Here is a 20,878-nt window from a genome sequence, read left to right as displayed (position 1 = left end):
TTAAACTAACGTTAAAAATAAAAAGCTTGGATTAAGTGAAAGCAAGAAATAAGAAGGTTAATGATGTCAAATATTATCTATCAATCAAAAATTAGTCAAATTGGTGAGTTTGCTCAAGATGCATTAACTGATGGTATGTTAATCCTGTTTAAAACTGGAGCACCAGCAGATTTAGCGGATTATTGTTTTGTGCATAGTCATGATGATTTAAAACAAGATTTACAAGTTGGGCAGACCATTTATCTAGGTAAACAGAGTTACAAAATTACCGCGGTGGGTGATGTTGCTAGTGTTAATTTCCGTGAATTAGGTCATATCACATTAAAATTTGATAGTAATAATCAAGCCGAATTACCAGGAACCATTCATATAGAAGGCGAAACTCCAAGTCAGCTTTTTGTGGGTGATGAAATTAGAATTGTAAATGATTAAGGAACATAAAAAATGAAACAAGTAGCAGTTGTTATAGGTGGCGGACAAACTCTTGGTGAATTCTTATGTAAAGGTATCGCTGATGCTGGATACAAAGTTGCCGTTGCAGATTTGAATGCCGCTAATGCAAACAAAGTTGCAGATGAAATAAATCAAAAACATGGCGCTAGCACGGCAAAAGGCTTTGTTGTTGATGCAACCAAAGAAGATAGTGTCATCAAGTTAGCACAAGACGTTGAAGCTACATTTAAACATGCTGACTTATTAGTCTACAGTGCAGGAATTGCACGTGCAGCTCCAATTACCAGTTTTGCATTAAGTGATTTTCAATTATCGGTTGATGTCAACTTAACTGGTTATTTCTTATGTGCGCGTGAATTTGCAAAATTAATGGTAAAACATAATACCGCTGGTCGTATTATCCAAATCAATTCGAAATCTGGAAAAGTGGGTAGCAAACATAATTCAGGATACAGCGCAGCCAAATTTGGTGGGGTAGGGTTAACACAATCACTTGCCCTAGATCTTGCTGATTGTGGTATTACTGTAAACTCATTAATGTTAGGTAACTTATTAAAATCCCCTATGTTCCAATCGTTAATACCACAGTATGCTAAAAAATTAGGTATTCCTGAAAACCAAGTGGAACAAGTTTATATTGATAAAGTTCCCTTAAAACGAGGTTGTGATTATCAAGATGTACTTGACGTATTGCTATTTTATGCAAGTGATAAAGCATCATATTGCACAGGGCAATCAATCAACATTACTGGTGGACAAGTGATGTTCTAGTTAAAATAAAGTGCGAAAGTTAATTTAAACTTATCGCACTTTTTATTCTAGCTTAAACAAAATGGAAAAATATTAAATATGACGACTACTCTAGTTGCTATAGCGCTTATTGCTTGGTGTATTCAAATTATTTTTAGTTGGTTTCAAATTCGTCGTTTCAATAAAGCGTTTCTAGCTTTAAAAAAAGGTTGCTACTTAGGTGTTGGTCGTAGTAAAAGTAAACGATTTAGACCAAGAGTATTAATCGCAATTTCATTAGATGAAAATAAAGTTGTGATTGATTCTATCATAATGAAAGGGATCACGGTATTTGCATTGCCTAAATCTATTTCCCAGCTCCATGGCTTATCTGTATCAGAAATAATCCCTGAAAAAATATTTCCAAACGACGTAATATCACAAAGTGCGTTGATTGTTGCCTTAACAGCAAAAAATTAATAATTATCTTTTATTTTGAAAAGTAATTTCTTTCATTATAAAGTATAATGGTTTGCAAAATAAAATTTCCTATATACTAATAATGATGGAATCATAATATGAAAGTAAGGCAACGACAAACAGCTATTTTAGAATACCTGCAAAATAATGGGCAAGTTAGTATTGATGAATTAGTTGAGTATTTCAAAACGACTGGAACTACAATTCGTAAAGATCTCACTCAACTCAGCCAAAGTGGTCTAGTTTTACGTACTTACGGCGGCGCCATGTTAAACCGTGAAATTGGTGATAGAGCTATTGATCATAAAACTTATATCAACATTGCATCTAAAAAATCAATTGCATGCGAAGCAGTTAAATTGATCCACGAAGGTGACTCAATTATTTTTGACTCTGGAAGTACTGTTGCTCAGATGATTCCTATACTGACAAGTTTCAATAATTTGACTATTATGACTAACAGCTTACACATTGTAAATGAACTTGTTGCACATAATAATGATCATACTATTATCTTATCAGGTGGCACTTTTCGCCGTAAATCGGCCTCTTTTCACAGTAACAGTGCATCAACTGCGGCCATATTTGAATCTTACACTTTTGATAAACTATTTATGGGGGCCGATGGGATTGATTTAGTAGGGGGCGTGACAACATTTAATGAAAGCTATCACGGCAGTGTTGCCATGAGTAAAGCTGCGGCAAAATTAATATTATTAGCTGACTCAACCAAGTTTGGCAGGCGTAGTCCTAATGTTGTGTGTGACTTAAATGCTGTTGATACCATCATCACCGACAATAAATTAGATGACAAATATTATGAAGCACTCATACAACGAGGCATCAAAGTCATTAAAGTAGACGTAATTGATAAAGAATAAAAAATAGCATTGTTTAAATGTTGCATTAGCGGGAATCTATTTGAGTGATGCAAATTATTAACAAAACAAATTTAATTTACTCAAAATTAAAAACCCGCTAAAGCTGAGTGGCTAACAAGCGTACCGACTTATCACCTTAAAATAACAATCTAGCACGAATTGTTCCTGGCACGTTTTTCAGTTTAGATAACAACTCTTCAGCCTTACTTTGTTTAACTCTATCGATATCAATAACAACATAACCAATCTGAGGATCAGTTTGTAAATATTGTGCTGAAATATTAAGCCCTTGTTCAGCGAATAACGTATTGATAGCAGTTAGAACACCAGGTTGGTTACGATGAATATTAATAAAACGACTAGAGCCTTTAGCTGGAATAGGTAAAGAGGCTTCAGGAAAATTAACTGCTGAAAGTGTTGCACCAGTATCAGAATATTTAGCTAGTTTACTTGCGACCTCAATCCCAATATTTTCTTGTGCTTCGCTAGTTGAACCACCGATATGCGGAGTAATAATTACATTATCAAATTGACATAATGGAGATTCAAAAGGGTCGTTGTTACTAGCAGGCTCTGTTGGAAAAACATCAATAGCTGCCCCACTGAGTTTATTGGCTTTCAGAGCTTTAGTTAAAGCATCAAGATCGATAACTTTACCGCGTGAAGCATTGATTAAAATTGCGTCTTGTTTCATTGCATCAATTTCGTTATCACTAATCATTTTGATGGTTGTTGGATTTTCTGGCACATGCATTGAAACAATATCGCTTATTGCTAGTAATTCTTTCATTGTTGAAACTTGTTTAGCATTACCTAAAGGTAGTTTTGTTTCAATATCATAAAAATAAACATTCATCCCTAACGATTCAGCCAAAATACTTAGTTGGCTACCAATATGCCCATAACCAATAATACCCAAATTTTTACCACGAGCTTCGTGTGAACCTGTCGCAATCTTATTCCATTTTCCTCGGTGTGCTTTAGCATTTGCATCTGGTACTCGACGAAGTAATAATATTGCTTCGGCTAATACTAGTTCTGCTACAGATCGCGTATTTGAAAATGGTGCATTAAAAACAGGAATCCCTTTTACTGTCGCTGCATCAAGATCAACTTGGTTGGTACCTATACAAAAACAGCCAATGCCAGCAAGTTTAGGTGCAGAATCGATAATGTCCTTAGTTAATTGTGTTCTTGACCGGATCCCAATAAACCGGACATCTTTCAGAGCTTGCTTAAGTTCTTCAGGCGATAATGCGTTTTTATGATATTCAATATTGGTAAAGCCGGCGAATTTTAATATTTCAATTGCGCTAGGATGAACTCCCTCAAGTAATAAAAACTTATTTTCATCTTTGGTTAAAGTTTGAATAACCATTATTTCCTCTCTTTCCTTCAGCATACAAATTGGTACTTATAATTAAATACCATTATTAACTTTATTGTTGTAAATGATTTTATCTCAGCTCTTTTACACCCGTACTGCATCCAACAAGCGCAATATCAGCGCCTTTATTGGCAAATAATCCAACAGTAACCACACCTGAAATGCTATTAATTCGGTTTTCAAGCTCCATTGGTTTGGCAATGACAAGATCATGAACATCTAAAATCACATTACCATTATCAGTTATAACGCCTTGACGATATATTGGTTTACCGCCCAGCTTATATAACTCACGAGCAACATAGGAACGTGCCATTGGGATCACTTCAACCGGTAATGGGAATTTACCTAATACATCAACAACTTTTGATTCATCAACAATACAAATAAATTGTTTAGCAATGGCTGAAACAATTTTTTCGCGCGTTAAAGCTGCGCCACCACCTTTAATCATTTGCAACTGGTGATTGATTTCATCCGCACCATCGACATAGACATCCAAACAATCGACTTCATTACAATCGAGAACAGGAATACCATAGCTTTTTAATTTTTGGGTCGAAGCTTCCGAACTAGATACAGTACCTTTGATTTGATCTTTTATTGTTGCTAATGCATCAATAAAATGGGATGCAGTAGAGCCTGTTCCTACACCAATAAAAGAATCAGGTTTGATAAATTTCAAGGCTGACCAGCCTACGGCCTTTTTTAATTCGTCTTGTGTCATAATATCACCCCTATTTTGAGGATAATTTTTCTTAAAAAAATAAAATTTTGAAAGCAAAATTGTTGAAGATATGGCATAGTACCCAATTAGAAAGCAAAAATCATTAGGATTTTAAGAATTAAATCAACTTTGTGATAGGTTTAAAACTTATTACGATATTAAAGTAGATTAAATATTTGAGCAATGATCAAATCATTAATAAAGAGATTATGAAGCGTCCAGATTATAGAGCGTTACAAGCATTAGATGCGGTGATAAAGGAACGAGGATTTGAAAGAGCTGCTGATAAATTGTGTATTACACAACCTGCGGTTTCGCAACGTATCAAACAATTAGAAAGCTTTTTTGGTCAACAACTGCTAGTTAGGACCATTCCTCCGAAAGCAACCAAACAAGGTGAGCACCTGCTTGGCTTATTACATCAAGTTGAATTATTAGAACAGCAATGGTTAGGTGATAACGAGCAAAATGCCACACCGTTGTCGTTATCTATTGCGATTAATGCTGATTCTTTAGCAACTTGGTTCTTACCTGCGTTAAAACCAGTTTTAGATAAAAATATCTTACGTTTTGATATTCAAGTCAAAGATGAAGAACATACGTTAGAATTATTGCGTTTAGGGACAGTAGTTGGTGCGATTAGCATTCAAGCTAATCCTTTACCAGGTTGCTTGTCTGATTTATTAGGTGCTTTAGACTATATTTTTGTGGCTTCGCCTGATTTTGCTAAAAAGTACTTTCCAACTGGGGTAACTCGATCATCTTTATTAAAAGCGCCTGCTGTTGCATTCGATCATTTAGATGATATGCATCAGGCCTTCTTACAAGAAAACTTTAACCTTACGCCAGGTAGTGTAATTTGCCATATCACTAGTTCATCTGAAGCTTTTGTGCAATTAGCTAAACAAGGTTCGGCCTGCTGTATGTTACCAAAGTTGCAAGTTGAGCAAGAATTAAAAAATGGTGAATTAATTAACTTAACTGATGGGTTATATCAAAGACGTATGCTATATTGGCATCGTTTTGCTCCTGAAAGTAGTGTAATGCAAAATATCTCTGAAACCTTGATTCGTTATGCACAACGAACATTATCATAGCCTCAGGATTTAGATCACAAATAATAGATAAATTAAGTGATTTTTATACTGAAACACATACTTACCTGAAACTTTTTAACAAAATAAAGTCTATATTTAAAGAGCTGAAGATATGAGCCAATTAAAAAATGATCGTTATTTACGAGCTTTACAATGTTTGCCTGTAGACTATACACCAGTTTGGATGATGCGACAGGCTGGTCGTTATTTACCTGAGTATCGTCAATTAAGATCAAAAGCGGGTGATTTTATGACGATGTGTCAAACGCCAGAATTAGCTTGTGAGGTCACCTTACAACCATTACAACGATTTGAGCTTGATGCTGCTATTATTTTCTCTGATATTTTAACAATCCCTGATGCTATGGGGCTTGGCTTATATTTTGAATCGGGTGAAGGACCTAAATTTAAAAAATCGATATCTTGCATATCAGATATTGAACAGTTACCCATCCCAGATCCAGAGCAATCACTTAAATATGTGATGGATGCGATTCGATTAACAAAAAAAGAACTCAATGGTAAAGTTCCACTAATTGGTTTTTCGGGAAGCCCATGGACACTAGCCACCTACATGATTGAAGGGGGCAGTAGCAAAGCATTCACCAAAATTAAAAAGATGCTTTATAGTGAGCCCAAAGCGTTGCATCAACTACTTGAAAAACTCGCAAACAGTATCGCATTATATTTAAATGCACAAATTCAAGCAGGAGCACAATCGATTATGATTTTTGATACTTGGGGCGGCGTATTAAGTCATCAAAGCTATCAAACATTTTCACTTGACTATATGCAACAGATCTTATCGCAATTAAAACAAGGTAAAAAAAGTCAAGATATAACCTCGTACATTCCTGTTACTTTATTTACTAAAGGAGGAGGAATATGGCTTGATCGTATTATTAATACAGGTTGTGATGCGGTGGGAGTAGATTGGACTGTAAATTTAAGCCAGATTACTCAAAAAGGGAAAATAGCAGTACAAGGGAATTTAGATCCTTCCGTTTTATATGCAGGAAAGCAAACAATTGAATCCAATGTAGAGGCCGTTCTTAATGAATATGGCTATCACAATGGGCATGTTTTTAATTTAGGGCATGGTATTCACCAAGATATCCCTGTAGAGAATGTACAGTATTTGATTGAAGCGGTACATCGACTATCAAAAAGGTTTCATCATGATTAAAAATCCTGTTCAATTAAGGCTAGAAAAGTTACCACAATGGAAACAACGTCTATTTATGGTCTGCTTATGTGAACGAATGTATCCCAACTTTGTTTTTTATTGTCATCAACAACATCATGAAGATGATGCTAAAAATTATAAAAAAATACTGGATTTAGTTTGGGAATCACTATTAGTTGAAGATGTAAAAATCAATTTTGATTTACAGCTTGAGAAATTAGAACTCATTATTCCAACTGTAACTGATGATAGTCCTTATATGGTTTATCCAGCCATCGATGCTTGTCATGCACTTGGTGAGGTCTTACACTCTTACTTGAGTGGTGAAATCGCTGAACATACAGCTAAAGTCAGTAGTATATCAGCAACTACAGTTGCTGAATTTGAAATGACCAAAACAAATGTTACTCTTTCAGAAGATGAACAACAAACTTTGCCTAGTGTTATAGATGAATTCGATTTGCAGTGGGAAATATTTCGATTGCTACGCGAAGAAAATAATGAAATGAATGAGTTGATAAAAGGCTTGAAAGATGAAATTCGAGCAGCGGGAACTAGTAATATTGGTGTTTTTTTGAGCTATCAAGGCGTTTAAAGTGTAATTTTTAAAATTTTTATTAAATTTTTCTTTAATATTGGACAAATATAGACTACATTTAACAGCAATGTAATCTAAGCAACGTTTACAGTAACGACGCTAAAATATTAAGTTTTAGCTTCGTTTATAATGTTAACTTTAACAATAAAATAATATGTAAGGATATACCCATGAATAAAACAGAACTTGTCGACGCTATTGCTAGCAAAGCTGATATTACCAAAGTAGCTGCAAAAACGGCGTTGGAAGCTACATTAGCCGCTATTACTGAATCATTGAAAGCTGGTGAGCCAGTTCAATTAGTTGGTTTTGGTACATTTAAAGTTAATTCTCGTAAAGCTCGTACTGGTCGTAATCCAAAAACTGGTAAAGAAATTAAAATTGCAGCAAGTAAAGTACCAGCATTCGTATCAGGTAAAACTTTAAAAGAAGCAATCAAATAAGTTGCTTTTTCTTACTGTCAACTTGATTGATAGAAGTATTAGGTCATAGGGTATAGTCTTATGACCTTATCAACTCAATAAAAATACATTATTTTAAGGCAAATTGCTTTCGCTTTTTCTTGTTTATAAGTAGTATTAGAACCAAATTAAAATTATATTACTAATAATTTTAAGTGGTTATTTCAACCCATTTCGCTTGTAATATATCAATCAAATCTTGAGGCGCAATTTCAATTTCTAATCCTCTTCGCCCGCCTGATATAAACATTGTTGTGTGCTCACTTGCACTTAAATCAATGAGTGTGGGTAGTTGTTGTTTTTGACCGAGTGGACTAATTCCTCCCACCAAATAACCTGTTACCTTTTGAGCTAAATTAGGATCAGCTAAATCTATTTTTTTACATTTTAGTGCTTTTGCGACTTTTTTAAGATCCAAATGTCTATCGACGGGCAATACACAAACCGCTAACGTCTTATTATTACCGTTTAAACTTACAATCAAGGTTTTAAATACCTGTGTAGCTGTAACATTCAAACTGGGATCAAGTTTATTAACCGCTTCTTGCCCGTAGTTAGTTTGGTTGGGATCGTGTTTATATTGGTGGATATTAAATTTGATTTTTAGCTTTTTAAGTAAATCAATTGCTGGAGTCATAGCTTTTATCCAATAGATTTAGTTAAATCAAAATAGTATATGGTAAGCGATATCCTTACCAAAATAGAGTTGGTAAGGAAATGAATAACAATTAAAGAATTAATTAGTGGTCTTCTTTATTTTTATCATCATTGCTAGTAGACGGTGCTGCTGAGTTAGAGGCACTATTTGCTAGCGTATAAAGACGATAGAAAAAGCTAGTAACAAAAATATCAAAAAAGATACTACAGAAAGAGAAGATGGTATCAAGGACAAAATTGTCACTATCGAACGCAATAGCTAATTGAGTAAAAACCATCACAAATGCAAGGAAGATTAATACCATCAAAATAGCTGAGCGCCACTGGGTTTTTGATGACTGAATGCTTAATGAAAGTGAGTCAAGAATATTGTTTTGACCAGGTTCAACCAGCGAAGCAAAAAAGAAGTTACAAAAGATAATTAAAATTAGAATTGGAATCAGTAATACTAAAAAAATTAATATAAAAATAAGTTCTTTAGGTAAAAGCAAATTTAAACTAATAAGTACTATCAATAACATAAATGAGACTAAAAATATAAAGACTCCAATGATAAGATAAAAAAGAATAATTTTTAATGTATTTGATAACGCTTTAGACAGTAATAGATTTAAATTAAGTTTATCGCTAATATAAAGGTTAGAAATAGTTGCTATACTAATTGCTTTTAAAATAATGCTAATTAGTAATGTCAACATCACGAATAAAACATAGTTAGTTAAATTTTGTGAAAAATAGATTTGTTCAGCTAGATTTTGTTTGTCAAAGAAAGAATTAAAAAACGCATGAATTAAAGCTAGCGTTAGACTAACAAGAACAAATTGCGTAATGCGATTACGAATAAAATTGCATGTTTGTATAAAAACTAAAGAAAAAGAGATTTTTTTTTGCATTTCTATGTAAGTTCCTTATATGTGGTAACTGATTTAGTTACCACTATTATTTTTGAATGATTAAATTCGTAAATTAAGCTTGCAATAATGAAATATCCGCAACTTTTAAGAATAAATTTTGTAGCTTTTTCAAAAGTGCTAATCGATTAAGCCTAATCCCTTCATTGTCAACCATAACCATGACAGAATCAAAAAACGCATTCACTGCCTCTTTTAATGACGATAATTCAATTAACGCATCTTGATAACGGCTTTCACTAAAATACGGTGAAAGTTTATCGGTTAAAATCGCCAATTTTTTAGCTAATTCACCTTCTGCGCCTGTCTCTAGCAAGGCTGCATTGATCTGCTCAGGAATAGTAACCTCAATTTTAGATAAAATATTTGACACACGCTTATTAGCTTCGGCTAATGACGAGGCTTCGGGCAAGGTTCTAAAGTGAGTGACTGCCTTAACGCGTGCATCAAAATCAGCGGGTTTAGTTGGATTAAGTGCTAAAACTGCTTGAATCGTATCAATTGCAAAGCCTTGTTCTTGATACCAAGCTCGGAAACGACCCTGCATAAAATTAACAATATCGTCAACTACGTTTTTATTATTAAGCTTATCGCCATATAATGATGCGGCATAATTGGCTAATTCAACTAGATCTAAAGGCAGTGCCTTTTCAACAATAATACGTAAAACACCAATAGCAGCGCGACGCAATGCAAAAGGATCTTTATCACCTTTAGGATGCTGACCAATACCAAAAATGCCGGCTAAAGTATCTAATTTTTCAGCGATAGAAACTGAACAAGAAACAGCAGTACTTGGTAATTCATCACCAGCAAAACGCGGTTTATATTGTTCTTCAATGGCGGTTGCAACTTCAATACTTTCGCCATCTTTAAGGGCCAAATAACGTCCCATAATACCTTGTGTTTCAGGGAATTCAAAAACAGTATTAGTCACTAAATCGCATTTTGTTAATTTGCCCGCTCGTTTGGCTTGCTCAACATCAGCCCCAATTTTATCGGCAATAAAGCCAGATAACGATTCAATGCGAATTGCTTTATCCTTAACTGTTCCAAGCTGTTGTTGAAATAAAACTGTTTCAAGACGAGGCAAACGGTCTTCTAAACGTTGTTTTAAATCAGTTTGATAAAAGAATTCAGCATCGGCAAGGCGAGGGCGAACCACTTTCTCATTACCCGAAATTACAACTTGTGGATCTTTTGACTCAATATTAGCCACAAAAATAAAGTTTGGTAATAATTTGCCTTGTTTATCATAAACAGGAAAGTATTTTTGATCGCCCTTCATGGTATAAACCAATGATTCAGCAGGAACCTCTAAAAATCGCTCCTCAAATTTAGCAGTTAACACAACAGGCCATTCAACTAGAGAGGAAACTTCTTCAAGCAAATTATCTGTTAAATCTGCTTTACCATTTAATTTTGCAGCTTCTTCTTCAGCTTGTTGTTTAATAATAGATTTACGTTTATCGTAGTCAGCAATTACCTTACCACGTTGTTCCAAAATTTCAGGATACTGGTCTGCATTATCAATAGTGAACTCTTGCTCACCCATAAAACGATGGCCACGAATAATACGATCTGATTTAATCTCTAAAATCGTACCAGGCACAAGCTCATCACCATACAACATGGTAACAGTATGACATGGACGAATAAATTCAACTTGGCGAGCCGCCCAACGCATTGGTTTAGGGATAGGTAATTTGCTTAATGCGGTTTTAACCATATCACATAACAAATTAACAACTGGCTGACCTTTTTGATTTTGAGTATAAGAAAGCCATTCACCTTTATCAGTTTGTATACGTTCTGCCTGATCAACTGTAATACCACAACCACGAGCCCAACCTTCAGCAGCTTTAGTTGCATTTCCATTGGCATCAAAGGCTGCGCTGACCGCAGGACCACGTTTAACTATTTGGCTATCGGGTTGCGTATCATTCAAATTTAAAACTTTTAATGCTAAACGGCGAGGCGATGCATACCAAAGCACTTCACCATGTTCCAAATTGGCATTATCAAGCTGTTGTATAAAATTAGCCGCAAAGCTTTCTGCTAACGTGCGGAGTGATTTGGGTGGTAACTCTTCGGTACCAATTTCCACTAAAAATGTTTTTTGCATAATCTTCTAATTCCTACTTTGATGCACTTTCGTTAGATTGTGAATTTTGGCACATAGGGAAGCCAAGTGCTTCGCGAGATGCGTAATAGGCTTCCGCCACCATTTTGGTTAATGTTCTGATGCGCAAAATATAACGTTGTCGCTCAGTTACTGAAATCGCTTTACGAGCATCAAGTAAATTAAAACAGTGGGCCGCTTTTAAGATGCGTTCATAAGCAGGTAGTGGTAGTGGTTTTTCTAACTCAAGCAAAAACTTGGCTTCTTTTTCGTGTTGTTCAAAACAATAAAATAAAAATTCAACATTGGCGTATTCAAAATTATAAGTGGACTGCTCAACTTCGTTTTGATGGAACACATCACCATAGGTTGTTTTACCAAATGCTCCATCACTCCAAACCAAATCATAAACACTATCCACGCCTTGAATATACATTGCTAAGCGTTCAAGTCCATAAGTGATTTCACCAGTAACTGGTTTACATTCAAGCCCACCAACTTGTTGAAAGTAAGTAAATTGGGTTACTTCCATACCATTTAACCAAACTTCCCATCCAAGCCCCCAAGCACCAAGGGTTGGGTTTTCCCAATTATCTTCAACAAAACGGATATCATTAACAGTTGGATCAAGACCTAATTGTTTTAACGAACCTAAATAAAGCTCTTGAATATTATCAGGAGAAGGTTTTAAGATAACTTGAAATTGATAATAATGCTGAAGCCTGTTTGGATTCTCGCCATAGCGGCCATCGGTTGGGCGGCGAGATGGTTGAACATAAGCTGCATTAATAGGTTCTGGCCCAAGCGCTCGTAGGCAAGTCATCGGGTGAGACGTTCCCGCACCGACTTCCATATCCAAAGGCTGAATCACAGTGCATCCCTGATTAGCCCAGTAGTCTTGTAACGTAAGAATTAACCCCTGAAAGGTTTTGACATTAAACTTTTGCATGATGTTATCTTTATGGTTGAATTGATATTTCGATAATTTAAATAGTGCTATATATTATACTTTTTATCAATACTTGTGAAATGCCTAATCAGGCTCTGTCTAATATTGAATAAATGATTGATTTTTCTTTAAAAATAAAAAATTAAATAAAATCAATGCCCTACCTGAACGTTTTTTATGGAAAAGTAGAACCATATATAATCTTTTCTGATTAACATTAATTAATCTTTTAATATCAGCTAAATAGATTATATTTTATTGGTAATATGTAATGTACCTTATTTAGCTGTTGGATAAATAGCCACGACATTTATGTATTATTTTTATTGTCATTTGTTAAAAATTGACAAATTTCTTGTTGTGATTTGAGTGTTCTAATGTTTTGTAAGACTTCTGACGCTTGAACATAGTGACGTTTTAAGTAAGCAAGCCATTGTTTGATGCGAGCAGAGTGATAAAGCGGTTTAGCATTATCAATAGATGATGTTGCATAGTGAATTAAAATTTCCATCACTTGTTGCCAATTTAATGCTGATTGCTCAGTTCGTATCATATTAGCTAGGTTTGGAATAGTTAAAATACCGCGCCCTAGCATAATGTCATTAGTTTGGCTTTGGCTTATGCAATTTTTTGCATCTGCAATAGAGAAAATTTCACCATTAGCAATAACAGGAATTTTTAAGTGCTGTTTGATTTGGCCTATTGTTTGCCAATCTATTTTTTCGGTTTTATAGCCGTCTTCTTTGGTCCTTCCGTGAATTGCTATTTCATTGGCTCCAGCAAGTTCAATTGCGTTGGCAATTTCGTGACAATGCGATTTATTATCCCAACCTAAGCGAATTTTGACTGATAATTTATTTGTTGTACCTATAGCTTGTCGTACCTGGCTGACAATATTAAATATCTGCTCTGGATATTGTAATAAATAAGCGCCACCGTGGCTGCCAACTACAGTTTTGGCTGGGCAACCAAAATTGATATCTATACCATAAGAACCTAATTCGATAGCTTTAATAGCATTTTCAGCCATCCACTCTGGTGACTGTCCTAAAATTTGGACACGAACTGGCGTGCCAGATTCGGTTTTTCCATTATTGTAAAGTTCAGGACATAGGCGATAGAAAGTCCTATTTGATAATTTGTGATGGGTCACTCTGATAAATTCTGTAACACAATAATCAAATTGGTTAATTTCAGTTAAAAGTTGCCTGACTTGATAATCAAGTACTCCCTCCATAGGAGCTAAAATAATTCGATTAATTTTCATTGAGAAACCTGATTGGTATTACCATTACCACAAACGGGACAATTAGGTTGTTTGGTAAATTTAACTTGGCTAAACTCCATTGTCATTGTATCAGTCATTAATACACGACCAATTAATGGTTTTCCATATTGAGTTAACACTTTTATCGCTTCTAAGGCTTGCATGGAACCAAACATTCCAACAAGCGGAGCCATGACGCCGGTCTCAACACAAGTGAGTTGATCTTTACCAAATAAGCGACTTAAACAGTGATAACAGGGTTCATTAGGTTGGTATGTAAATACACTTAATAACCCCTCCATACGGATTGCCGCTCCAGAAACTAACGTTTTTTTTACTTGAAAGCAACAGCGGTTAATTTGCTCTCGTGTCACTAGGTTATCCGTACAGTCTATGACAATATCATGTTGTTTAATAAGTGAAATAAGCTTATTATCATCAAGTCGCTGATTTACTGTTTCAATTAACGTATTGGCATTTATATTGGTTAAGGCCTCTTTTGCCACCTCGACTTTGTATTGATTAATAAAGCTTTCGGTATATAAGATTTGTCGATTTAAGTTGGATTTTGATATGGTGTCAAAATCAACTAACGTTAATTTTCCTAAACCTGATGCCGCTAAATAGAGTGATGCAGCGCAACCAAGTCCGCCTAAACCAATGATCAGTGCTGAACTGTTTTTCAATATTTGCTGTTTATCAATATCGAAATCACGCAATGTGATTTGTCTATCATAACGAAACAATTCTTGATCTGTAAGTTCTAGCATATTGTGCGATTATTATTGTGGTTAATTATGAAGAAGCATTATAACAGAAACTTGGCACAACAATGTGCCAAGCTATTAAGATTATTTGTCAAAGCCAGATAGAAAGGTTAAATATTCCTCTTTGGTCATTAGTGGTTTATATTCTGACATCAGTTTCTGTGCAGGTTTGGCATCATCATAAAGTAAATCAATAATTGTACATGCCATCATTTGTGCAGGACGGATGTAAGCCATTTCTTCATCAAATACCGTATAATCTTTACCATGTAAAACCCCTCGAACTGAACCAATCCATGGGTGGCTAACAGGCATAATGTGAGATAAATCTCCAGTATCCGTACTACCTGTCATATGAGGCGCAATCCAAACATTATCAGCACCAATTAGATCTTGTGCATTACTTTGTAAAAAGTCATTAAGTGTTGGATTGTTTTGCAAAGGTAAATAACCTGGTAGATCTTTAATTTCACACGTTGCCCCAACAGCCATTGCTCCAGCTTTTAATGCTTGATTTATTCGTTCATTGGCATCAATCATGGCAGGCACATTGCCTGCGCGCACATAGCTTTCCATTCTGACATCGCTTGGAACTACATTTACTAAATCACCACCTTGGGTAATAATTGGATGGAATCTAATGTAGTCTTTTTCTTGAAATGTTTCACGAATAGCATGCACCCCCATCATTCCCATCATCGCAGCATTTAAGGCATTGACGCCAGCATGAGGCGCTGCAGCAGCATGTGCTGCCTCACCTTTATATTTAATTAATTTTCCGATAAAACCATTGCTAGTTGTTGATATTTCGATAAAACCATTTTGACGTTCATTAGGTACACTAGTTAAATGTATTTGTAATGCCATATCAATATCGTCAAACTCGCCACGTGAAATTAACTCTGGTTTGCCACCAATATATTTGATTTTACCTTCTTCTATTAAGCGATTTCGATAAGTTATTTCAACATATTCTTCTGCTGGAACAGCAAATGGTACGACATCGCCAGCTAAAAATTGCATAGCCCCTGAATCAATTAATCCCATCGTTACTGCCATCATATTTGCAATTTGAGCATTATGTCCACAGCAGTGCGCAGCACCAGATGTTTCGTCAGCAGCAGGATGATCTGCACAAATAATAGCATCAAGCTCGCCGATAACGGCAATGCTATATTTACTACCTTTTCCTCCTTTTAGGCGACCTTTTACTCCTGTTATTGCTAATTTATTTTTAAATGGAATACCTAGTTTTTCAAAAGTTTGCTCAACTTTTTGAGCTGTTTTGTGTTCTTTATAACCAAGTTCAGGTTCTACCCAAATTGATTCAGCAATCGCCTTAATATCGGCTTTACGGTTTGCAATTGCACTACAAACCTTTTTTTTAAGTTCTTCTTTTGTCATAAATTAAATCCTAGTGCAAATTAGATAACACCTTCCCAATGCAAGGTGATTTGAGCAATGATTGCTGCCAAAATAAAAGTGCCTGAAAATACCGCTAATGAAACAGGAATAATTCGCCATGAGATACTTTTAAATAATGCTAAATCTTTACCAATAGCCAATCCAGCATAAGCAAGCACTGGGGTACAAACCGCTAATAAAGAAACCTTGTCAGTAAGTGAAACAACTTGTTCATGAAAAGGGAAAATAGGTGATGAAGCCACTGCGGCTACAACTGATACCCATAAAATAACTGGAAATTTGTTTAATACTGGAATTTTGCCAACAAAATAACCAACAATTGATATAACAACTAAAATTGATAACGCTTCTAATGACAGCATAAAATCAATTTTGTAACCTACTGTATTACCAGCAGCCATAATAATGGCAACTAAGATCAGTAAAAATATTGTTTCTAAACTTTTCATTATAGCGCTCCTTCTTTATTACGTCGTAAACGGGAAAAGATGTTATATAAGAAAGAGGCAAACGGTAGTGAAAATAATGTATAAATATAAATACCAACAACACTCGACATTAAGTTTGCTGTTGTTGCATAGGCTTTGATTTCACTAGCCATTTCTGGATAAAGGTCACTTATTGGAGCAAGTGATGCCGCCATCATACTACCACTTCCAACCCCAGCTCCCATGGCTAAAGCATAAGGATGGAGAATATCTAGTTTTGCCATCACGCTTGCTAGTATACTCATCCAAATAGCACCATAAAGTGTGCCACAAACATACATCGCCATAACGCCTCGACCTTCAGCGGAGTCCAATCCATATTTATCTGCAACAATTGCTATATTCGGTTCGCGAGCAACAGAATAAGTTGCACCTACAGCTTCCCGTTTCATGCCTAATATCATTGCTAGTGGCAAACCCAATAAAATCGTACCAGCAAAATGACCTAATTCCTGAAAAATTAATGCTAACTTAGCATCTTTTAGAATCATATCAATCTTAGGACCGACAGAAACGCCAAGCTTGGCAATAAGTAACATCAAAGTTACAATCATGATGGCGCTGGCATTATTCATATTTTTTAGTTTTAATATTTTTAATTTGGGAACACTTATTATTCCACCAATGATCATGGCGTATAACATCGGATACACGGCGATAATCCAAATAGACTGCTTACCGATAAACTCACATGCCAAAACAACGACTAGTGCAAGTAAATGCACTTTATAATCTCGTAAAACTTTCATTATTACTCCTTAATTTATTTAAAATATTTTTAAAGTATCGTTGCCCCTAATGTATTTTTAAAATGATTTAAAGCCCATTGATGACCGATTGGATCAAAGCTGGCTACTGCCTTTTTATGAATAAATATTTTATACCCTAAATTATAGGCATCTACTGCTGTGTGCAATATGCAAATATCAGTACAAACTCCTGTCAAATGGATTTCACTGATGCATCTTTCGCGTAATCGTAAATCAAGATCTGTCCCACAAAAAGCTGAATAGTGGCGCTTATTTATCCAATAGATATGATTAGTATTTTTATATTTTTGATAAAGGTTATTTAAACTACCAAATAATTGTTGTCCTAAAGTACCAATTATATTATGAGGCGGAAAAAGAGAATATTCAGGGTGAAATCTATCAGAAGGGTCATGAGAATCGATAGCAAAAACGATAAAATTATTATTTTTTATAAATGATTCTGCTAAGTTTAGCATTTCCGCTTCAATTTTTTGACCAGCTAGGCCTGTAGTTAAAGCTCCATTATCAGCAACAAAATCATTTGTATAATCAATTGAAATTAACGCTTTCATATCAAGTAAATAGGCTATTAAATAATATTAAAGCTTATTAATAAATATTTGATATGACAAGTTATTTTCAATAAGTAATTTGATTATGTTTTTTATAAAATTAAGATCTAATTGGTATCTTTTTGAATTTAATTTATTTTATAAAAACTTTTATAAAGTAAATTTATTATTAAAAACTAACTATAAATAAATTAAATGAAAATTATTTTAAATCATGGTCTTTATACCCTGATAAATTGCTCTATAATAATTATCATTATTGCTAATAGTACACAGGATATTTTAATGAGAACAATTTATTGCGGACAACTCAATGCAAGTTATATTAATCAAGAAGTAACATTATGTGGTTGGGTCAATAAACGCCGAGACTTAGGCGGTATGATTTTTATCGATATGCGTGATCGTGAAGGTATTGTACAAGTTTTTTTTGATCCTGATTATCAACAAGCATATCAACTTGCTGGTGAACTTCGTAATGAATTTTGTATCCAAATTAAAGGCAAAGTAAGAGCTCGTCCGGAAGGTCAAATCAATAAAGATATGGCAACCGGAGAGGTTGAAATTTTGGCAACTGAATTGAAAATATTTAACCGTAGCGATGTATTGCCTCTTGATTTCAATCAAAACAACAGTGAAGAGCAACGTCTAAAATATCGTTATATTGACTTGCGTCGCCCTGAAATGGCAACGATCTTTAAAACGCGAGCTAAAATTACCGCATTTGTTCGTTCGTTTATGAACGAACATGGTTTTTTAGATATCGAAACGCCAATGTTAACCAAAGCAACTCCAGAGGGCGCAAGAGATTACTTGGTTCCAAGTCGAATCCATAAAGGTGAGTTTTATGCGCTGCCACAATCGCCACAATTATTTAAACAATTGCTAATGATGTCAGGATTCGACCGTTATTATCAAATTGTAAAATGTTTTCGTGATGAAGATTTAAGAGCCGATCGTCAACCTGAGTTTACGCAAATCGATGTTGAAACTTCATTTATGACAGCAGAGCAAGTGCGTGATGTTATGGAGAAGATGATTCGTGAGCTTTGGTTACATGTTAAAAATGTGGATTTAGGTAAGTTTCCTATTATGACTTTTGCTGAAGCGATGCGTCGCTTTGGAAGTGATAAGCCTGATCTGCGTAATCCGCTTGAAATTATTGATGTGGCTGATTTGGTTAAAGATGTTGATTTTAAAGTGTTTTCAACACCAGCTAACGATCCGAAAGGACGCGTTGCATTGCTTTGTATTCCAAACGGTGCACAATTAACACGTAAACAACTTGATGAATATACGCAATTCATTTCAGTTTACGGCGCAAAAGGTATGGCTTGGATTAAAGTTAATGAACGTTGCAAAGGGTTAGAAGGTGTACAAAGCCCAGTTGCTAAATTCTTTAATGAATTGCAAATGGAAGCACTGCTTAATCGTGCCAATGCTAAAGATGGTGATATTTTATTATTTGGTGCCGATAGCTATAAAGTAGTGAGTGATGCGTTAGGGGCATTACGTTTAAAAGTTGGTAAAGATTTAGGTTTAACCGATGAAAGTAAATGGGCGGTACTTTGGGTTATTGATTTCCCGATGTTTGAAGAAACAGATGAAGGTTTAAGTGCTATGCATCATCCATTTACGTCACCAAAAGATTATACACCAGAAGAACTTCTGAATAATCCTGAAAATGCTGTTGCAAATGCTTATGATATGGTAATCAATGGTTATGAGGTTGGTGGTGGATCGGTTCGTATTCACCGTAGCGAAATGCAACAAGCCGTCTTTTCAATTTTAGGTATTAATGAACATGATCAACGTGAGAAATTTGGCTTTTTACTTGATGCATTAAAATATGGTACACCTCCTCATGCAGGATTGGCATTTGGATTAGATCGATTAAGTATGTTATTAACTGGAACGGATAATATTCGCGATGTGATAGCGTTTCCTAAAACTACAGCAGCAACTTGTTTACTTACTGATGCTCCAAGCCCAGCCAATATTGCAGCATTGACTGAACTTGGTATTGAAGTAAGTAAAAAATAGTGATATTTGATGCGAAAATTCAAAAAACCTGAATCTGTTCTGGTGGTGATTTTCTGCCAGACAACAAACCGTTGCCTTATGTTACAGCGCCAAGACGACCCTTGTTTTTGGCAATCAGTAACAGGTAGTATGGAAAATAATGAGCTACCACGAGAAACAGCAATTCGTGAGGTTTTTGAAGAAACAGGCATTGATATTATAGGGCAAAATCTTGAGTTAATTGATGCAAAGTATTCCGTTGAATTTGAGATTTTCCCGCAATTTAGACATAAATATGCACCAGAAGTTAAGCTAAATAAAGAACATTGGTTTTATCTGCCTATTATTAATGAGATAATACCAGTACTTACTGAGCATTTAGATTATCAATGGTTAACAATTGATGAAGCAATCAATCTTACTTTATCTCCAAATAACAGTAAAGCTATTGGTAATATTCACAATTTGATTAAATCTAATTAAGAGGTTTGAAAATGAAATTAAGCCTATATGCCGTTGCGTTGTCCTGCTTATGTTTTTTTGTACAAACTTGTAATGCCGATATAAATATAAAAAAGTGCCAACCTAATCAAAATGATTATATTATTTTCGATGAGTATGACGTTAAAATATCAGAGAAGATAATTGATTATAAATTACATGATCAACCTGAAAAACGTGAAAATAGTGTTATTCAGATATTTGCTAATGAAAATAGTGATGATCGAAATGACTGGATAGCCTCGTTTCTATTTGATGATCAATCTGAACAATTTTTATTTTATCAAGTTGATCAAGATAAATTTATTGAAATCGATAAAAAACAATTTGATGCCTTATTACCTAAAATTGTTGAGTGTAATCAAAATAAACAAGTACCTATATATAGTGAAAACTTTGATGCAGATTAGTTAAATATCAAAGCTACATTAGTATTAAGTATTAAA

General features: G+C 34.8%; 23 protein-coding genes. 11 read left to right on the top strand and 12 right to left on the bottom strand.

The window, feature by feature from the left end:
• The first annotated feature begins 63 nt into the window (after positions 1–63).
• From ACGH6Q_RS08045 to srlR, 4 genes are all read left to right on the top strand, one after another.
• On the top strand, positions 64–432 hold the full coding sequence (locus tag ACGH6Q_RS08045) for a PTS glucitol/sorbitol transporter subunit IIA (RefSeq protein ID WP_065590281.1): 369 nt from the start codon (positions 64–66) through the stop codon (positions 430–432).
• A gap of 12 nt (positions 433–444) precedes the next feature.
• Complete coding sequence (gene srlD / locus ACGH6Q_RS08040) at positions 445–1,224, top strand: sorbitol-6-phosphate dehydrogenase (RefSeq protein WP_174798803.1); 780 nt, start codon at positions 445–447, stop codon at positions 1,222–1,224.
• Positions 1,225–1,302: 78 nt separating this feature from the next.
• Positions 1,303–1,662, top strand: a complete 360-nt coding sequence (gene gutM / locus ACGH6Q_RS08035) for a transcriptional regulator GutM (protein ID WP_065590283.1) — start codon at positions 1,303–1,305, stop codon at positions 1,660–1,662.
• A gap of 98 nt (positions 1,663–1,760) precedes the next feature.
• The gene (gene srlR, locus ACGH6Q_RS08030) at positions 1,761–2,543 is read left to right on the top strand and encodes a glucitol operon DNA-binding transcriptional repressor SrlR (protein ID WP_065590284.1); all 783 of its coding nucleotides are present in this window, start codon (positions 1,761–1,763) and stop codon (positions 2,541–2,543) included.
• Between the two features lie 136 nt (positions 2,544–2,679).
• Here srlR and serA read toward each other — a convergent pair whose 3' ends face one another.
• Entirely contained in the window at positions 2,680–3,921 is a 1,242-nt protein-coding gene (gene serA, locus ACGH6Q_RS08025) for a phosphoglycerate dehydrogenase (RefSeq protein WP_411592564.1), read from the bottom strand.
• A 79-nt stretch (positions 3,922–4,000) separates the two neighbouring features.
• A complete protein-coding gene (gene rpiA / locus ACGH6Q_RS08020; RefSeq protein WP_411592563.1) occupies positions 4,001–4,657 on the bottom strand; it encodes a ribose-5-phosphate isomerase RpiA in 657 nt (218 codons plus the stop codon).
• A 209-nt stretch (positions 4,658–4,866) separates the two neighbouring features.
• Here rpiA and ACGH6Q_RS08015 point away from each other — a divergent pair, with 209 nt between their 5' ends.
• From ACGH6Q_RS08015 to ACGH6Q_RS08000, 4 genes are all read left to right on the top strand, one after another.
• A complete protein-coding gene (locus ACGH6Q_RS08015; protein WP_085165171.1) occupies positions 4,867–5,754 on the top strand; it encodes a LysR family transcriptional regulator ArgP in 888 nt (295 codons plus the stop codon).
• 112 nt (positions 5,755–5,866) lie between these two features.
• On the top strand, positions 5,867–6,940 hold the full coding sequence (gene hemE, locus ACGH6Q_RS08010) for a uroporphyrinogen decarboxylase (protein ID WP_174798799.1): 1,074 nt from the start codon (positions 5,867–5,869) through the stop codon (positions 6,938–6,940).
• A complete protein-coding gene (locus tag ACGH6Q_RS08005) occupies positions 6,933–7,535 on the top strand; it encodes a YjaG family protein (protein WP_296302323.1) in 603 nt (200 codons plus the stop codon). Before hemE ends, ACGH6Q_RS08005 begins: the two co-directional genes overlap by 8 nt.
• 173 nt (positions 7,536–7,708) lie before the next feature.
• Positions 7,709–7,981 (top strand): HU family DNA-binding protein, encoded by a 273-nt coding sequence (locus tag ACGH6Q_RS08000; protein ID WP_034912351.1) that lies wholly within the window; start codon positions 7,709–7,711, stop codon positions 7,979–7,981.
• 169 nt (positions 7,982–8,150) lie between these two features.
• On the opposite strand, the gene ybaK is transcribed toward ACGH6Q_RS08000, so the two are convergent.
• The 10 genes from ybaK to ACGH6Q_RS07950 all read right to left on the bottom strand — a co-directional run bounded on the left by ybaK (position 8,151) and on the right by ACGH6Q_RS07950 (position 17,909).
• Positions 8,151–8,636, bottom strand: coding sequence for a Cys-tRNA(Pro) deacylase (gene ybaK / locus ACGH6Q_RS07995; protein WP_065590290.1), 486 nt, complete (start codon positions 8,634–8,636; stop codon positions 8,151–8,153).
• Between the two features lie 103 nt (positions 8,637–8,739).
• Positions 8,740–9,549 carry a hypothetical protein gene (locus ACGH6Q_RS07990; RefSeq protein WP_411592562.1) on the bottom strand — a complete coding sequence of 270 codons (810 nt, stop codon included), beginning with the start codon at positions 9,547–9,549 and terminating at the stop codon, positions 8,740–8,742.
• A gap of 73 nt (positions 9,550–9,622) precedes the next feature.
• Complete coding sequence (gene glyS / locus ACGH6Q_RS07985) at positions 9,623–11,695, bottom strand: glycine--tRNA ligase subunit beta (protein WP_363319005.1); 2,073 nt, start codon at positions 11,693–11,695, stop codon at positions 9,623–9,625.
• 10 nt (positions 11,696–11,705) lie between these two features.
• Positions 11,706–12,638 (bottom strand): glycine--tRNA ligase subunit alpha, encoded by a 933-nt coding sequence (gene glyQ, locus ACGH6Q_RS07980; protein WP_034912362.1) that lies wholly within the window; start codon positions 12,636–12,638, stop codon positions 11,706–11,708.
• A gap of 310 nt (positions 12,639–12,948) precedes the next feature.
• Positions 12,949–13,905, bottom strand: a complete 957-nt coding sequence (gene dusC, locus ACGH6Q_RS07975; RefSeq protein ID WP_411592561.1) for a tRNA dihydrouridine(16) synthase DusC — start codon at positions 13,903–13,905, stop codon at positions 12,949–12,951.
• Positions 13,902–14,675: a molybdopterin-synthase adenylyltransferase MoeB gene (locus ACGH6Q_RS07970; RefSeq protein WP_174798795.1), complete on the bottom strand. Its 774-nt coding sequence runs from the start codon at positions 14,673–14,675 to the stop codon at positions 13,902–13,904. Before ACGH6Q_RS07970 ends, dusC begins: the two co-directional genes overlap by 4 nt.
• 81 nt (positions 14,676–14,756) lie before the next feature.
• Positions 14,757–16,076, bottom strand: coding sequence for an amidohydrolase (locus ACGH6Q_RS07965; protein ID WP_065590296.1), 1,320 nt, complete (start codon positions 16,074–16,076; stop codon positions 14,757–14,759).
• A 20-nt stretch (positions 16,077–16,096) separates the two neighbouring features.
• Entirely contained in the window at positions 16,097–16,546 is a 450-nt protein-coding gene (locus tag ACGH6Q_RS07960) for a hypothetical protein (protein WP_065560819.1), read from the bottom strand.
• Positions 16,546–17,334 carry a DUF3100 domain-containing protein gene (locus tag ACGH6Q_RS07955; RefSeq protein ID WP_296300186.1) on the bottom strand — a complete coding sequence of 263 codons (789 nt, stop codon included), beginning with the start codon at positions 17,332–17,334 and terminating at the stop codon, positions 16,546–16,548. Before ACGH6Q_RS07955 ends, ACGH6Q_RS07960 begins: the two co-directional genes overlap by 1 nt.
• Positions 17,335–17,363: 29 nt before the next feature.
• Positions 17,364–17,909 (bottom strand): cysteine hydrolase family protein, encoded by a 546-nt coding sequence (locus ACGH6Q_RS07950; protein WP_411592559.1) that lies wholly within the window; start codon positions 17,907–17,909, stop codon positions 17,364–17,366.
• A gap of 285 nt (positions 17,910–18,194) precedes the next feature.
• Between ACGH6Q_RS07950 and aspS the strand changes: the two genes are divergently transcribed.
• Genes aspS through ACGH6Q_RS07935 form a run of 3 tightly spaced genes read left to right on the top strand, consistent with a single transcriptional unit; the run spans position 18,195 to position 20,842 of the window.
• Complete coding sequence (gene aspS / locus ACGH6Q_RS07945) at positions 18,195–19,952, top strand: aspartate--tRNA ligase (protein WP_296317076.1); 1,758 nt, start codon at positions 18,195–18,197, stop codon at positions 19,950–19,952.
• Between the two features lie 9 nt (positions 19,953–19,961).
• A complete protein-coding gene (gene nudB / locus ACGH6Q_RS07940; protein ID WP_065590300.1) occupies positions 19,962–20,414 on the top strand; it encodes a dihydroneopterin triphosphate diphosphatase in 453 nt (150 codons plus the stop codon).
• An 11-nt stretch (positions 20,415–20,425) separates the two neighbouring features.
• Entirely contained in the window at positions 20,426–20,842 is a 417-nt protein-coding gene (locus tag ACGH6Q_RS07935; RefSeq protein ID WP_296207263.1) for a hypothetical protein, read from the top strand.
• Positions 20,843–20,878: the final 36 nt, after the last annotated feature.

It is taken from the genome of Gilliamella sp. BG2 (assembly GCF_046635645.1).
In the GTDB taxonomy this organism is placed as follows: domain Bacteria; phylum Pseudomonadota; class Gammaproteobacteria; order Enterobacterales; family Orbaceae; genus Gilliamella; species Gilliamella bombi.
This window is presented reverse-complemented; position numbering and strand designations above follow the sequence as displayed.

Bases quoted from the DNA above. Each gene is read 5' to 3' on its own strand.
- dusC (WP_411592561.1), bottom strand. From the start codon at position 13,905: ATGAAAATTAATCGAATTATTTTAGCTCCTATGGAGGGAGTACTTGAT.
- ACGH6Q_RS08000 (WP_034912351.1), top strand. From the start codon at position 7,709: ATGAATAAAACAGAACTTGTCGACGCTATTGCTAGCAAAGCTGATATT.
- gutM (WP_065590283.1), top strand. From the start codon at position 1,303: ATGACGACTACTCTAGTTGCTATAGCGCTTATTGCTTGGTGTATTCAA.
- nudB (WP_065590300.1), top strand. From the start codon at position 19,962: ATGCGAAAATTCAAAAAACCTGAATCTGTTCTGGTGGTGATTTTCTGC.
- ACGH6Q_RS07950 (WP_411592559.1), bottom strand. From the start codon at position 17,909: ATGAAAGCGTTAATTTCAATTGATTATACAAATGATTTTGTTGCTGAT.
- ACGH6Q_RS08005 (WP_296302323.1), top strand. From the start codon at position 6,933: ATGATTAAAAATCCTGTTCAATTAAGGCTAGAAAAGTTACCACAATGG.
- srlR (WP_065590284.1), top strand. From the start codon at position 1,761: ATGAAAGTAAGGCAACGACAAACAGCTATTTTAGAATACCTGCAAAAT.
- ACGH6Q_RS07935 (WP_296207263.1), top strand. From the start codon at position 20,426: ATGAAATTAAGCCTATATGCCGTTGCGTTGTCCTGCTTATGTTTTTTT.
- ACGH6Q_RS07965 (WP_065590296.1), bottom strand. From the start codon at position 16,076: ATGACAAAAGAAGAACTTAAAAAAAAGGTTTGTAGTGCAATTGCAAAC.
- glyQ (WP_034912362.1), bottom strand. From the start codon at position 12,638: ATGCAAAAGTTTAATGTCAAAACCTTTCAGGGGTTAATTCTTACGTTA.
- ybaK (WP_065590290.1), bottom strand. From the start codon at position 8,636: ATGACTCCAGCAATTGATTTACTTAAAAAGCTAAAAATCAAATTTAAT.
- srlD (WP_174798803.1), top strand. From the start codon at position 445: ATGAAACAAGTAGCAGTTGTTATAGGTGGCGGACAAACTCTTGGTGAA.
- ACGH6Q_RS07960 (WP_065560819.1), bottom strand. From the start codon at position 16,546: ATGAAAAGTTTAGAAACAATATTTTTACTGATCTTAGTTGCCATTATT.
- ACGH6Q_RS08045 (WP_065590281.1), top strand. From the start codon at position 64: ATGTCAAATATTATCTATCAATCAAAAATTAGTCAAATTGGTGAGTTT.
- ACGH6Q_RS07990 (WP_411592562.1), bottom strand. From the start codon at position 9,549: ATGCAAAAAAAAATCTCTTTTTCTTTAGTTTTTATACAAACATGCAAT.
- ACGH6Q_RS07970 (WP_174798795.1), bottom strand. From the start codon at position 14,675: ATGCTAGAACTTACAGATCAAGAATTGTTTCGTTATGATAGACAAATC.
- aspS (WP_296317076.1), top strand. From the start codon at position 18,195: ATGAGAACAATTTATTGCGGACAACTCAATGCAAGTTATATTAATCAA.
- ACGH6Q_RS08015 (WP_085165171.1), top strand. From the start codon at position 4,867: ATGAAGCGTCCAGATTATAGAGCGTTACAAGCATTAGATGCGGTGATA.
- rpiA (WP_411592563.1), bottom strand. From the start codon at position 4,657: ATGACACAAGACGAATTAAAAAAGGCCGTAGGCTGGTCAGCCTTGAAA.
- serA (WP_411592564.1), bottom strand. From the start codon at position 3,921: ATGGTTATTCAAACTTTAACCAAAGATGAAAATAAGTTTTTATTACTT.
- ACGH6Q_RS07955 (WP_296300186.1), bottom strand. From the start codon at position 17,334: ATGAAAGTTTTACGAGATTATAAAGTGCATTTACTTGCACTAGTCGTT.
- hemE (WP_174798799.1), top strand. From the start codon at position 5,867: ATGAGCCAATTAAAAAATGATCGTTATTTACGAGCTTTACAATGTTTG.